The following is a 12,032-nucleotide window of genomic DNA, read 5'->3' as shown; positions in this document are numbered from 1 at the left end:
AGTTCGTCACATGATGCGTGTCGCCTCCGGGCTCGACTCGTTGGTGCTGGGCGAACCACAGATTCTCGGCCAGATGAAATCGGCCTACGCCGTGGCCCGCGAGGCCGGGACCATCGGGCCGCTGCTGGGGCGACTGTTCCAGGCCACGTTCAATGCCGCCAAACAGGTGCGCACCGACACCGCGATCGGCGAAAACCCGGTCTCCGTGGCATTTGCGGCCGTCAGCCTGGCGAAACAGATTTTCAGCGATTTGCAACGCAGCCAGGCCCTGCTGATCGGCGCCGGCGAGACCATCACTCTGGTTGCCCGTCACTTGCACGAGTTGGGGGTCAGGCGCATCGTCGTCGCCAACCGCACGCTCGAACGCGCCAGCTTGCTCGCTGAGCAGTTTGGCGCCCACGCGGTGTTGCTGTCGGACATTCCGGCGGAGTTGGTGCGCAGCGATATCGTCATCAGCTCTACGGCCAGTCAGTTGCCGATCCTAGGCAAAGGCGCGGTCGAGAGTGCACTGAAGCTGCGCAAGCACAAACCGATCTTCATGGTCGACATTGCTGTTCCCCGGGATATCGAACCGGAAGTCGGCGAGTTGGACGACGTTTATCTCTATAGCGTCGACGACCTCCATGAAGTGGTCGCCGAAAACCTCAAGAGCCGCCAAGGCGCTGCGCAAGCGGCGGAAGAAATGGTCTCGGTCGGCGCCGATGATTTCATGGTGCGCCTGCGCGAACTGGCGGCGGTCGATGTGCTCAAGGCCTATCGTCAACAGAGCGAACGCCTGCGCGACGAAGAACTGCAAAAAGCCCTGCGCCTGCTGGCCAATGGCGGCAATGCCGAAGAGGTGCTGGGGCAACTGGCTCGCGGTCTGACGAACAAACTGTTGCATGCACCCAGCGTGCAGCTCAAAAAGCTTTCTGCCGAAGGCCGCCTCGATGCGCTGGCCATGGCCCAGGAACTCTTTGCCCTCGAGGGCTCACCGGATAGCTTTTCGGATAAAAAACCGCAATGAAAGCGTCACTGCTCAATAAGCTGGACATCCTCCAGGACCGTTTCGAGGAACTGACCGCGCTGCTCGGCGACGGCGAAGTCATTGCCGATCAGACCAGGTTCCGCGCCTATTCCAAGGAATACGCCGAACTTGAACCGGTCGTGCAAGCCTATAAAAAACTGCTCGGCGTACAAAGCGATCTTGAAGGCGCGCAGGCGCTGCTCAAGGACAGCGACCCGGACATGCGTGAAATGGCCGTGGAAGAAGTCCACGAAGCCAAGGAATTGCTGATCACGCTGGAAGGCGATCTGCAGCGCATGTTGCTGCCCAAGGATCCCAACGACGGCCGCAACGTCTTCCTCGAAATTCGCGCCGGCACCGGTGGCGACGAGGCGGCGATTTTCTCCGGCGACCTGTTCCGCATGTACTCGCGTTACGCCGAACGTCGTGGCTGGCGTGTGGAGATCCTCTCGGAAAACGAAGGCGAACACGGTGGCTATAAAGAAGTCATCGCCCGCATTGAAGGCGATAACGTTTACGGCAAGCTGAAATTCGAGTCCGGCGCCCATCGTGTCCAGCGTGTGCCGGCCACCGAATCCCAAGGCCGTATCCACACCTCGGCCTGCACCGTGGCGGTGTTGCCCGAGCCAGACGAGCGCGAAGCCATCGAGATCAACCCGGCGGATTTGCGCGTCGACACTTACCGCTCCTCCGGGGCCGGTGGTCAGCACGTCAACACCACCGACTCGGCGATCCGCATCACGCACATACCGACCGGCACCGTTGTTGAGTGCCAGGAAGAACGTTCCCAGCACAAGAACCGTGCGCGGGCGATGGCGTGGCTCGCAGCCAAGCTCAACGATCAGCAAACCGCAGCGGCGGCCAATGCGATTGCCAGCGAGCGAAAATTGCTCGTCGGTTCCGGTGATCGTTCCGAGCGGATTCGCACCTACAACTTTGCTCAGGGCCGGGTCACCGACCATCGCGTCAACCTGACCTTGTACTCCCTCGATGAAATTCTCGCCGGTGGCGTTGAGGCCGTGATCGAGCCTTTGCTGGCCGAATACCAGGCCGACCAACTCGCTGCGATAGGTGAATAAATGACCATCATTGCCAGCCTGTTGCGTGCCGCCGAACTGCCGGATTCGCCCACCGCGCGTCTGGACGCCGAATTGCTCCTCGCGGCGGCGCTGGGCAAGTCGCGCAGTTTTCTGCACACCTGGCCCGAGCGCATCGTGCCCAGTGACGCGGCGCTGACCTTTGCCGAGTACCTGCAACGTCGTCGCGGCGGTGAGCCAGTGGCCTACATTCTGGGTCAGCAGGGGTTCTGGAAGCTCGATCTGGAGGTCGCGCCGCACACACTGATTCCGCGCCCGGACACTGAGTTGCTGGTGGAAGCCGCGCTGGAGTTATTGCCCGCGACCGCGGCCAACGTTCTAGACCTCGGTACGGGTAGCGGCGCGATTGCCTTGGCCCTGGCCAGTGAGCGTGCCGCGTGGCAAGTCACTGCCGTGGATCGTGTTCTGGAAGCCGTGGCCCTGGCGGAGCGCAATCGTCAGCGTCTGCATCTCAACAATGCCACGGTGCTGAGCAGCCATTGGTTCAGCGCTCTGCAAGGTCAGCGTTTTGATCTGATCATCAGCAATCCGCCCTACATTGCGTCCGCTGACCCGCATCTGGTCGAAGGTGATGTGCGCTTCGAACCGGCCAGCGCACTGGTGGCCGGTGAGGACGGGCTCGACGACTTGCGTCTGATCGTCGCCCAAGCGCCGGATCACCTGCAGGCCGGCGGCTGGCTGATGCTCGAACACGGCTATGATCAAGCCGAGGCCGTTCGCGATTTGTTGAGCACACGCGGTTTCGAAGAAGTCCACAGCCGCACCGACCTGGGCGGCCATCAACGCATCAGCCTGGGGCGCCTGCCGTGCTGAATGATCAGGAATTGCTGCGCTACAGCCGACAGATTCTGCTGCAACACATCGACATCGATGGCCAGTTGAAGCTCAAGGACAGTCGCGTCCTGATCGTCGGCCTCGGCGGTCTCGGTGCGCCGGTTGCCTTGTATCTGGCGGCAGCAGGTGTGGGCGAATTGCATTTGGCGGATTTCGACACGGTCGATCTGACCAACCTGCAACGCCAAATCATCCACGACACCGACAGCGTCGGCATGAGCAAGGTCGACTCGGCGCTCAAGCGTTTGAGTGTGATCAACCCCGAGATTCTACTGGTGCCTCATCGTCAGGCACTGGACGAGGACTCTCTTGCCGCTGCCGTTTCGGCGGTGGATCTGGTCCTCGACTGTTCCGATAATTTTTCCACGCGCGAAGCGGTCAACGCCGCGTGTGTGGCCGCTGGCAAACCCTTGGTCAGCGGCGCAGCGATTCGTCTTGAAGGGCAGCTGTCGGTGTTCGATCCGCGTCGTGCCGAAAGTCCTTGCTACCACTGTCTGTACGGCCACGGTAGCGAAGCCGAACTGACGTGTAGCGAGGCTGGCGTAGTGGGGCCGCTGGTGGGGCTGGTCGGCAGCCTTCAGGCACTCGAAGCGTTGAAGGTGCTGGTCGGGTTCGGCGAACCGCTGGTGGGGCGCTTGCTGTTGATCGACGCTTTGGGCTCGCGCTTTCGCGAGTTGCGGGTCAAGCGTGATCCGGGTTGCAGTGTCTGTGGTTCGCGCCATGCGTGAAGCGCCGATCGGCGTGTTTGATTCCGGTGTCGGCGGCTTGTCGGTATTGGCGGAAATCCAGCGATTGTTGCCCCGAGAGTCGCTGCTGTACTTTGCCGATTGCGGGCACATTCCTTACGGCGAGAAAACCCCTGCGTTCATCCGCCAGCGCTGCAGCGTGATGGCCGGGTTTTTCCGCGAGCAGGGCGCCAAGGCTTTGGTGGTCGCCTGCAATACCGCGACGGTGGCCGCTGTGGCTGATCTGCGCCGGGACTTTCCCGACTGGCCGATTGTCGGCATGGAGCCAGCGGTCAAGCCTGCCGCTGCTGCCACCCGCAGCGGTGTGGTCGGTGTACTCGCCACCACTGGCACCTTGCAGAGTGCCAAGTTTGCAGCGCTGCTGGATCGCTTCGCCACCGATGTGCGGGTGATCACCCAGCCGTGCCCGGGGCTGGTCGAGTTGATCGAGAGCGGCGATCTGCACAGCGCCGCGTTGCGCCAGTTGCTGCAAAGCTACGTCGATCCGCTGCTGGCCAATGGTTGCGACACCATTATTCTCGGCTGCACGCACTATCCCTTTCTTAAAACGATGCTCAAGTCGATGCTCCCCGAAAACATCAGCCTGATCGACACGGGCGCTGCCGTGGCACGGCAACTTCAGCGTCTTCTGGCCGAACGCGATTTGCTTGCCCAAGGGCCGAACCGGTCGGTCAGATTCTGGACCAGTGCCAGCCCGCAGTACTTCAAAAACATCCTGCCGCTGCTGGGGCAAACCGCAAGCGAAGTGCATCACTTCGGATTGTAAAAAAAGTGTGAAATAACTAAAAAATTGGCTGAACTTCTGATCAACCGCCGCCTTCTATAGCGTGAGTTATCTAGAAAACCAAACGATCGTTCCGGAAAAGGAAGTTTCAAAGTGAAGCGACTATTCTGTTTGGCCGCGATTGCGGCCGCACTGATGGGGCACAGTTTTACCGCACAAGCAGCAGGTGTTGAGTTCGGGGTCGGGGCAACCAGCGATTCAACCATGACGTATCGCCTGGGGATGAATTTCGATTGGGACAAGAGCTGGCTGCAGAGTGACGTCGGTCGCCTGACCGGTTACTGGAGCGGTGCCTACACCTATTGGGAAGGCGACAAGACCTCCAGCAACAACAGCCTGTCGTTCTCGCCGGTGTTCGTTTACGAGTTTGCCGGGCAGTCGGTCAAACCGTATGTCGAGGCCGGGATTGGTGTGGCGGTATTCTCCAATACCCAGTACGAATCGAACAATCTGGGCGGCGCCTTCCAGTTCGAAGACCGCCTGGGTTTTGGTCTGCGTTTCAACGGTGGGCATGAAGTCGGGATTCGTGCGATGCACTATTCCAACGCCGGTCTTGCCAGCGACAACGACGGGGTAGAAAGTTACTCACTGCATTACACGATGCCACTGTAAGCACAGATTTAACTGCTTGCAGAAAACCTTGTGGGAGCGGGCTTGCTCGCGAATATGGTGTATCAGTCGACATGTGAGTTGATTGACCCACCGCTTTCGCGAGCAAGCCCGCTCCCACATTTGGTTTTGGGGTGTTTTCGGGATCAGCGGTATACCGTGGCGATACCCTGGCGCTCTTCGATGCACTCGGGTGAGCCCATCTCGAACTCGCGACAAATCAGCGGACGCTTCTCATAGATCGTGCACATCATCGTGTCGCGATCCAGTGCCGCACACCAGCCGTCGTCCAGACGCAGCATCACTTCGCCGCCCCACTCATCGGTATCGATAAAGCGATCAGGCACGCCGGTGTCGGTGATCAGCATCACTTCGAGCTGGCAGCAGCACGCTGCGCAAGTCGAACAGGTGACCGCCGGTTCGGTGATTTGCTGGTGGGGAATGTTTTTCATGGCCGGCAGTGTAAGGCAGAGCTCGTCGAGTGTGTGAAAGCTCTGACGGACGCTCAGTGGTTCAGGCGTCGCGCCATGGTGTGCAACAACGGAAACAGCAGTGCCCAAAGCAGGCCGATGCCGATCAGGGTCGGTAATTCGCCGTAGGGAAATTGCACCCCGGCCAGTCGTCCGCCGCCGTAGTACGACAATGCGCCGCCGACGGCGCCCAGTGCGCTGGCCAGCCACCATGGCCGGGCAGTCCACGCAAGGCAGTGACGCAGGGTCGTGGCGAGCAAGGCCCAGAGCAGCATCAGCCACAGCGGAATCAATGGTGACTGATCCTGGAACTCAAACACGCCTAGGCCACGCAAAACGCTGTCCACCGCCGTACCGACCAGCACCACACTGAGTACCAAACGGCCCTCAGCCGTCCAACTGCTGATCCAGCACAGATGAATCACCAGCACCGCCAGCGCCAGCAGCAGCCACAAACTGTTGCCGCCGAGCACACAGACCAGCCAGCCGATCTGGAACAACACGGCATTGGCGATCCGCTCAAGCATCGAAGCGGCCGAGCAGTGGCGCGGGCATGGCAGCGGGTTTGGCCAGCAGCAATTGCGCGGTGCCGATGGTGCGCTCCAGGAATCCGCCCTCGCAGTAGCACAGATAGAATTCCCACAACCGCAGGAAGTAATCGTCGTAGCCCAATTCGCTCAAGCGGCCGTGTGCACGGCGAAAGTTTTCGTGCCACAGACGCAGGGTGCGTGCGTAATGCAGGCCGAAATCTTCCATGTGCAGCAAGTTCATGTCGGTTTCGCGGCTGACCACTTCAAGCATCTTCTGCACAGAGGGCAGGGCGCCGCCGGGGAAGATGTAGCGCTGGATGAAGTCGACGCCGCGCTTGGCTTGCTCGTAGCGCTGTTCGCGGATGGTGATGGCTTGAATCAGCATCAGACCATTGCGCTTGAGCAGGTGTGCACATTGCTTGAAGTAGGTCGGCAGGAAGCGATGACCTACGGCTTCGATCATCTCGATCGACACCAGTTTGTCGTACTCGCCGGTGAGGTCGCGGTAGTCCTTGAGCAGCAGCGTGACCTGATCCTGCAAGCCCAGTTGTTCGATGCGCTGTGCGGTAAACGCGTACTGCTCTTTCGACAGGGTTGTGGTGGTCACGCGGCAGCCATAATTTTGCGCCGCGTAGAGCGCCATGCTGCCCCAACCGGTGCCAATTTCCAGCAGGTGATCCCTGGGCGTGAGCGCGAGTTTCTGGCAGATCCGCTCGAGCTTGTTCAGTTGCGCCTGTTCCAGACTGTCTTCGGGGGTGAGGAACTGTGCCGCCGAATACATCATGGTCGGGTCGAGAAACTGCTCGAACAGATCGTTGCCCAGGTCATAGTGCGCGGCGATGTTTTTCTGCGAGCCCTTGCGTGTGTTGCGGTTGAGCCAGTGCAGGCCTTGCACCAGCGGCCGGCCGAGGCGGGCCAGACCGCCCTCCATCGCGTCGAGCACCTCAAGGTTGCTGACGAACACACGTACCACGGCGGTCAGGTCTGGCGAACTCCAGTAACCATGGATGAACGCCTCGCCGGCACCGATCGAGCCATTGCCGGCCACCATGCCCCAGACTGCCGGGTCCTGAATGTGGATTTCCCCGAGCAAGGCACTGCCCGGCGCGCCGAACATCAAGCGTTCGCCATCCTCGATTACCAGCAGTTGCCCGTGTTTGAGTTGAGCCAATTGGCGTAATACACCACGGCGCAGCAGCGATCCGGTCAAACCATGGGTGCTGAGCCGACTGAGCGACGGGCTAGAGGATTTCATGGCGTTGCTCCTTGGGAGGCACAGTGGCGGTTTGAAAGCTGCCGTCGGCAGCCTGATGAGCAAAGATGGGCGCGCGTTTGAACAGCAGTCGCAACGCTTGCCAGTAAATCGCCAACGCGGTTTTTGCAGTCATCCACGGGAAGCGCCGCAGGTAGCGATGAAGGCTTTGCCGGTTGAGGGTTTCGCGTTGCAGATTGAGCGTGGCGTCGAACAGCTTGTGTTCGCCCTGCCAGTCGGCCATGTGCACGCCAAGGGTTTTGGCGGCGGGGCTGAAGCTCATGCGGTATTCAAGATCGCGCGGCAGAAACGGCGAGACATGGAACGCCTTGGCCACCGCGAAATGCTGGTGAAAATCCTGCAGATTGGCCGGCGTGCGCGCAGGCAGCACGTAGTGATAACGCTCGCGCCATGGGGTGTTGGTCACTTCGCAGACAATCGCGGCCAGTTGCCCGTCGGCTTCGTGGCAGTAAAAGAAACTCACCGGGTTGAACGACAAGCCCCAACTGCGCGCCTGGGTCAGCAGGCAGATCGAGCCTTGCGGTTCATGGCCGATGGCGGCAGCGACCTGCTGGCGCACGGCATCGATCAGGCGAATGCCGCGCCCGGTGAAGGTCTTCAGATAGTCGGTTTCGCGAAAGGAGAACGGCGCGAAGCGGCTACGCCCCGCCAGTGGCGACAGCGCCAGTACAGCGTCCTGTTCGCTCAGATCAAGATAGAGCAAGCCGATCTTGTAACGGAACGCGTGCTTGCGCGGCGAAAAGCGCCGATGACCGATCCAGCCGCTGTACAGGGCGCTGTTCATAAGGTTTCCCCGAACGAAGCAGCCACGCGCATTGCGCTGACCACACCGTCTTCATGGAAACCGTTGGCCCAGTAGGCGCCGCAATAATGTGTGTGTTGTGCGCCGTCCAGTTCTGCCCAGCGATTCTGCGCCGCCACTGCCGCGAGGCTGAATTGCGGGTGGGCGTAGGTGTATTTGGCGAGCACTTTGAATGGGCTGATGCCCGCGCTCTGGTTGAGGCTGACGCAAAACGTGGTGTCGCTCTGGATACCTTGCAGGATGTTCATGTCATAAGTGACCGCAGCCTGAGTGTGGCCGGATCCGCCAAGCCGATAGTTCCAGCTCGCCCACGCCAGTTTGCGAGCGGGCAGCAGACGCGTGTCGGTGTGCAACACCACTTCATTGTCGGCGTAGGGCAGGGCGCCGAGGATTGCGCGTTCGGCATCGCTGGGGCTGGCGAGCAGTTGCAAGGCCTGATCGCTGTGACAGGCAAACACGACTTGGTCGAAATGTTCGCTGCCTGCCGGGCTGTGGATAACCACGCCATGTTCGTTGCGATCAACACGGGTCACCGGGCAGTTCAGGCGGATGTTCTCTTTGAACGAAGCGGTCAGTGGCGCGACATAGGCGCTGGAACCGCCCTCGATGACCCGCCATTGCGGACGATTACTGACCGATAGCAGCCCATGGTTCTTGAAGAAACGGACAAAAAACTGCAGAGGAAAATTGAGCATCTCCGCCATCGGCATCGACCAGATTGCGGCTCCCATCGGCACGATGTAATGCAGGATGAAACGCTCGCCGTAGCCGCCAGCCTTGAGGTAGTCGTCCAGCGTGGTGTCGGCGGCGATCCGCTGTTCTGCGAGGTCGCGTTGCGCTTCTTTGTTGAAGCGCAGAATGTCGCGCAGCATGCCCCAGAATCCCGGCGACAGCAGATTGCGGCGCTGGGCGAACAGGCTGTTGAGGTTGTTGCCGTTGTATTCCAGCCCCGTGTCCGGATCGGTCACGGAGAAGCTCATTTCGGTCGCTTTGAAGCTCACGCCGAGCTGTCCCAGCAAGCGAATGAAGTGGGGGTACGTCCAGTCATTGAATACGATGAAGCCGGTGTCCACCGCGTAGGATCGGCCGTCGACGGTCACCTCTACGGTGTGCGTGTGACCACCGACCCAGTCGCTGGCCTCGAACACCGTGATGTCGTGTCGGCGATTGAGCAGGTAGGCGCAGGTAAGCCCGGAGATCCCGCTGCCGATGATGGCAATTTTCACGTTGGTTCCTGCTGCGGTGGATTGCGTCGCACCATGCGTTTGCCAATGGCGAGTTGCGCACGGGCGGGCAATTTCGACAACGGCCACAGGGCGGCCATGAACAGCGCGGGAAAGGCGATTTCCAGTGGCCGGTCCTTGAGTTTGGCGTAGATGTGCCGTGCGGCTTTATCCACAGGCCAGCTCAGAGGCATCGGAAAATCGTTCTTGGCGGTCAGCGGTGTCTCGACAAAACCGGGGCTGACGACCGTGACTTCAATGCCTTCATCCGCCAGGTCAATGCGCAACGATTCGAACAGGTAACGCAGCCCGGCCTTCGACGCACCGTAGGCTTCGGCCCGAGGCAACGGCAGATAGGTCACGGAGCTGGCAACCCCGACCAAATGCGGTGCGGTGCCTTTACGCAGCAAGGGCAGGGCGGCTTCAATGCAGTAGCTGCTGGCGAGCAGATTGGTGCGCACCACATGCTCGACGATCGAAGCGTCGAACTGGCGGGCATCGACGTACTCGCACGTCCCGGCATTGAGAATCACGCTATCGAGCGATCCCCAGTCCTGAGTGATCTGCTCACCGATTTCGCGCACGGTCTGGCTGTTGGTCAAATCGCCCGGCACCACCAGCACTTGTCCCGGATAACGTTGCGACAAGGCCTTGAGCGGGGCGACCTGACGTGAACTGACCGCCAGGTGCGCACCGGATTTCAGAATTTCCTCAGCCAGTGCCGCGCCGATACCACTGCTGGCACCGGTCAACCAATAGCGCCGTGGATGTGTACGACTCATCCCATTCTCCTTTTCAACCAAGCAATTACTCGGCCCAATACGGGCAAATGTTCGTACAGCAGCGCCCCGGCATCGAAATAATCCCGGTGGCGATAAACCTTGTCGCGCCAAAGCAAATGCGAGCAGCCGCTGACGCGTATTTCCCGGCCGCTGGCCAGCCGTGGGTGGCGATAACTCATGACCCAGCGCAGGTAGCCTTCACCGTCGCTGATCTGGTCGAAACCGCGGAAGTCGAAGCGCAGTTCGCTGACGTTGGCGTACATCTGGGCAAAGTAGTTGCGCAGTTGCGTCAACCCCTGCACGTCGTGCAACGGGTCGGTGAAGTGAATGTCATCGCTGTAGAACTCGCTCAAGCGTTGCAAATTGTCTTTGTTCAATTCGCAAAATTGCCGGGCGAAGCTGCGCAGGAATTCACTCATGATCGCCTCCGGCCGCTTGGCGGGCAGGCAGGTTCTTGAAGGCGGCCAACGCGCGCTCCCGTGACGCGCTTAGATTAACGATTGGCGCGGGATAGTCGGCGACACCGAACAGCCCACCGGCGCTGGCCGGGTTGTGCACTTCTTTTTTATTGAGCCCGGCCAGTTCAGGCAGCCAGTGCTTGATGAACAGCCCTTCGCTGTCGAATTTCTCCGACTGGCTCAGCGGATTGAAAATGCGGAAGTACGGCGCCGAATCGGTCCCGGTCGATGAGCTCCACTGCCAGCCACCGTTGTTGGCCGCCAGATCGCCGTCGATCAGGTGGCGCATGAAAAAGCGTTCGCCTTCACGCCAGTCGATCAGCAGGTTTTTGGTCAGGAACATCGCTACCACCATCCGCAGACGGTTGTGCATCCAGCCGGTTTCGAGCAATTGGCGCATCGCTGCATCGATGATCGGCAGCCCGGTGCGCGCTTCTTGCCACGCCGCGAGATCATCCGGTGCATGGCGCCAGGCCAAGGCCTCGGTTTCCGGGCGGAAGGCGCGGTGGCGCGATACCCGTGGATAGCCGACCAGGATGTGTTTGTAGAACTCACGCCACAGCAGTTCGTTGATCCAGGTGACCGCGCCAACCTTGCCGCTTTCGAATTCGCCCTGATTGCTCTGCAGGGCCGCGTGCAGGCATTGGCGGGGCGATATCACCCCGGCGGCAAGGTAAGCAGAAAGCTGACTGGTGCCCGGTTTGGCCGGGAAGTCTCTTTCGCTTTTGTAGTAGTCGATTTGCGCATCGGCGAAGGTATCGAGGCGGCGTTGAGCTTCCTCTTCCTCCGCCGGCCACAGGGCGCGCAGGGACTCGCTGGGTGCGGCGAAACCGTCGACGCAGTCAGGCACCGAATCGCTCTCGAGCGCCAGTGCGGTTTGCTTGCCTGGGGTTTTCACCAAGGCCGGCATCGAGCGATGCAGGCGTTCATAGCAGACCTTGCGGAACTGGCTGAACACCTGAAAATAAGTGCCGGTTTTGGTCAGTACCGTGCCGGGCTTGAACAGCAGTTGATCAAGATAGCTGTGAAATTCGACGCCTTCACCTTTCAGCGTGTCGGCCACCGCCGCATCGCGACGGCTCTCATGAACACCGTACTCTTCGTTGACGTGAACGGCGGCGATCTTCAGTTGTTGGCAGAGTTTGAGCAGCTGCGCTGGGGCCTGATCCCAGTGCGCAGCGGTGCGGATCAGCAAGGGAATGTTCAGCTCGCTGAGGCTTTTGCTCAGTTCGCGCAGATTGCGTAGCCAGAAATCGACCTTGCACGGCGCGTCGTCATGTTCTTGCCATTGCTGGGGGCTCAACAGGTACACGGCGACCGTCGGGCCGCGTGCGGCGGCGGCCGCAAGGGCGGTGTTGTCATGTTGGCGCAAGTCAGTGCGCAGCCAGATCAATTGCATGTCGGTCTTCACTGGGTTC

Annotated in this window: 14 protein-coding genes; 6 read left to right on the top strand and 8 right to left on the bottom strand. The window is 60.4% G+C overall.

All coding sequences use genetic code 11. The features are described 5' to 3' along the window. The 6 genes from hemA to ACIOU6_RS20410 form a co-directional block, all read left to right on the top strand. Positions 1-1,006, top strand: a 1,006-nt coding sequence (hemA, locus tag ACIOU6_RS20435; RefSeq protein ID WP_401138736.1) for a glutamyl-tRNA reductase, incomplete at its 5' end; no start/stop codon positions are given. Continuing rightward, positions 1,003-2,085 carry a peptide chain release factor 1 gene (prfA, locus tag ACIOU6_RS20430; protein WP_221731567.1) on the top strand — a complete coding sequence of 361 codons (1,083 nt, stop codon included), beginning with the start codon at positions 1,003-1,005 and terminating at the stop codon, positions 2,083-2,085. The genes hemA and prfA, both read left to right, overlap by 4 nt. Then, positions 2,086-2,916, top strand: a complete 831-nt coding sequence (gene prmC / locus ACIOU6_RS20425; protein ID WP_221731566.1) for a peptide chain release factor N(5)-glutamine methyltransferase — start codon at positions 2,086-2,088, stop codon at positions 2,914-2,916. After that, positions 2,910-3,665: a molybdopterin-synthase adenylyltransferase MoeB gene (locus ACIOU6_RS20420; RefSeq protein ID WP_401138735.1), complete on the top strand. Its 756-nt coding sequence runs from the start codon at positions 2,910-2,912 to the stop codon at positions 3,663-3,665. Before prmC ends, ACIOU6_RS20420 begins: the two co-directional genes overlap by 7 nt. Further along, on the top strand, positions 3,658-4,449 hold the full coding sequence (gene murI / locus ACIOU6_RS20415) for a glutamate racemase (RefSeq protein WP_401138734.1): 792 nt from the start codon (positions 3,658-3,660) through the stop codon (positions 4,447-4,449). Before ACIOU6_RS20420 ends, murI begins: the two co-directional genes overlap by 8 nt. A 111-nt stretch (positions 4,450-4,560) precedes the next feature. Next, positions 4,561-5,079 carry an acyloxyacyl hydrolase gene (locus ACIOU6_RS20410; RefSeq protein WP_221731563.1) on the top strand — a complete coding sequence of 173 codons (519 nt, stop codon included), beginning with the start codon at positions 4,561-4,563 and terminating at the stop codon, positions 5,077-5,079. 143 nt (positions 5,080-5,222) lie between these two features. On the opposite strand, the gene ACIOU6_RS20405 is transcribed toward ACIOU6_RS20410, so the two are convergent. Genes ACIOU6_RS20405 through phrB form a run of 8 tightly spaced genes read right to left on the bottom strand, consistent with a single transcriptional unit; the run spans position 5,223 to position 12,013 of the window. Next, positions 5,223-5,528 (bottom strand): YkgJ family cysteine cluster protein, encoded by a 306-nt coding sequence (locus ACIOU6_RS20405; RefSeq protein WP_221731562.1) that lies wholly within the window; start codon positions 5,526-5,528, stop codon positions 5,223-5,225. Between the two features lie 53 nt (positions 5,529-5,581). Further along, on the bottom strand, positions 5,582-6,073 hold the full coding sequence (locus ACIOU6_RS20400) for a DUF2878 domain-containing protein (protein ID WP_401138733.1): 492 nt from the start codon (positions 6,071-6,073) through the stop codon (positions 5,582-5,584). Beyond that, a complete protein-coding gene (locus tag ACIOU6_RS20395; protein WP_401138732.1) occupies positions 6,066-7,331 on the bottom strand; it encodes a class I SAM-dependent methyltransferase in 1,266 nt (421 codons plus the stop codon). Before ACIOU6_RS20395 ends, ACIOU6_RS20400 begins: the two co-directional genes overlap by 8 nt. Beyond that, positions 7,318-8,133, bottom strand: coding sequence for a DUF1365 domain-containing protein (locus ACIOU6_RS20390; RefSeq protein ID WP_221731559.1), 816 nt, complete (start codon positions 8,131-8,133; stop codon positions 7,318-7,320). Before ACIOU6_RS20390 ends, ACIOU6_RS20395 begins: the two co-directional genes overlap by 14 nt. Then, positions 8,130-9,377, bottom strand: coding sequence for an NAD(P)/FAD-dependent oxidoreductase (locus tag ACIOU6_RS20385; protein ID WP_401138731.1), 1,248 nt, complete (start codon positions 9,375-9,377; stop codon positions 8,130-8,132). Before ACIOU6_RS20385 ends, ACIOU6_RS20390 begins: the two co-directional genes overlap by 4 nt. After that, the gene (locus ACIOU6_RS20380) at positions 9,374-10,156 is read right to left on the bottom strand and encodes an SDR family NAD(P)-dependent oxidoreductase (protein ID WP_401138730.1); all 783 of its coding nucleotides are present in this window, start codon (positions 10,154-10,156) and stop codon (positions 9,374-9,376) included. Before ACIOU6_RS20380 ends, ACIOU6_RS20385 begins: the two co-directional genes overlap by 4 nt. Beyond that, positions 10,153-10,575, bottom strand: coding sequence for a nuclear transport factor 2 family protein (locus ACIOU6_RS20375; protein WP_401138729.1), 423 nt, complete (start codon positions 10,573-10,575; stop codon positions 10,153-10,155). Before ACIOU6_RS20375 ends, ACIOU6_RS20380 begins: the two co-directional genes overlap by 4 nt. Then, entirely contained in the window at positions 10,568-12,013 is a 1,446-nt protein-coding gene (gene phrB, locus ACIOU6_RS20370) for a deoxyribodipyrimidine photo-lyase (RefSeq protein ID WP_401138740.1), read from the bottom strand. The genes ACIOU6_RS20375 and phrB overlap by 8 nt, the downstream gene beginning before the upstream one ends. Between the last annotated feature and the right edge of the window lie 19 nt (positions 12,014-12,032).

The sequence above is a fragment of the Pseudomonas sp. NPDC087615 genome (assembly GCF_044743445.1).
Classification (GTDB): domain Bacteria; phylum Pseudomonadota; class Gammaproteobacteria; order Pseudomonadales; family Pseudomonadaceae; genus Aquipseudomonas; species Aquipseudomonas baetica_A.
This window is presented reverse-complemented; position numbering and strand designations above follow the sequence as displayed.

What these genes read in the sequence shown, in the direction of transcription:
- ACIOU6_RS20400 (WP_401138733.1), bottom strand. Translation starts at nt 6,073, where the DNA reads ATGCTTGAGCGGATCGCCAATGCCGTGTTGTTCCAGATCGGCTGGCTG.
- ACIOU6_RS20375 (WP_401138729.1), bottom strand. Translation starts at nt 10,575, where the DNA reads ATGAGTGAATTCCTGCGCAGCTTCGCCCGGCAATTTTGCGAATTGAAC.
- prmC (WP_221731566.1), top strand. Translation starts at nt 2,086, where the DNA reads ATGACCATCATTGCCAGCCTGTTGCGTGCCGCCGAACTGCCGGATTCG.
- ACIOU6_RS20390 (WP_221731559.1), bottom strand. Translation starts at nt 8,133, where the DNA reads ATGAACAGCGCCCTGTACAGCGGCTGGATCGGTCATCGGCGCTTTTCG.
- phrB (WP_401138740.1), bottom strand. Translation starts at nt 12,013, where the DNA reads ATGCAATTGATCTGGCTGCGCACTGACTTGCGCCAACATGACAACACC.
- prfA (WP_221731567.1), top strand. Translation starts at nt 1,003, where the DNA reads ATGAAAGCGTCACTGCTCAATAAGCTGGACATCCTCCAGGACCGTTTC.
- murI (WP_401138734.1), top strand. Translation starts at nt 3,658, where the DNA reads ATGCGTGAAGCGCCGATCGGCGTGTTTGATTCCGGTGTCGGCGGCTTG.
- ACIOU6_RS20405 (WP_221731562.1), bottom strand. Translation starts at nt 5,528, where the DNA reads ATGAAAAACATTCCCCACCAGCAAATCACCGAACCGGCGGTCACCTGT.
- ACIOU6_RS20380 (WP_401138730.1), bottom strand. Translation starts at nt 10,156, where the DNA reads ATGAGTCGTACACATCCACGGCGCTATTGGTTGACCGGTGCCAGCAGT.
- ACIOU6_RS20395 (WP_401138732.1), bottom strand. Translation starts at nt 7,331, where the DNA reads ATGAAATCCTCTAGCCCGTCGCTCAGTCGGCTCAGCACCCATGGTTTG.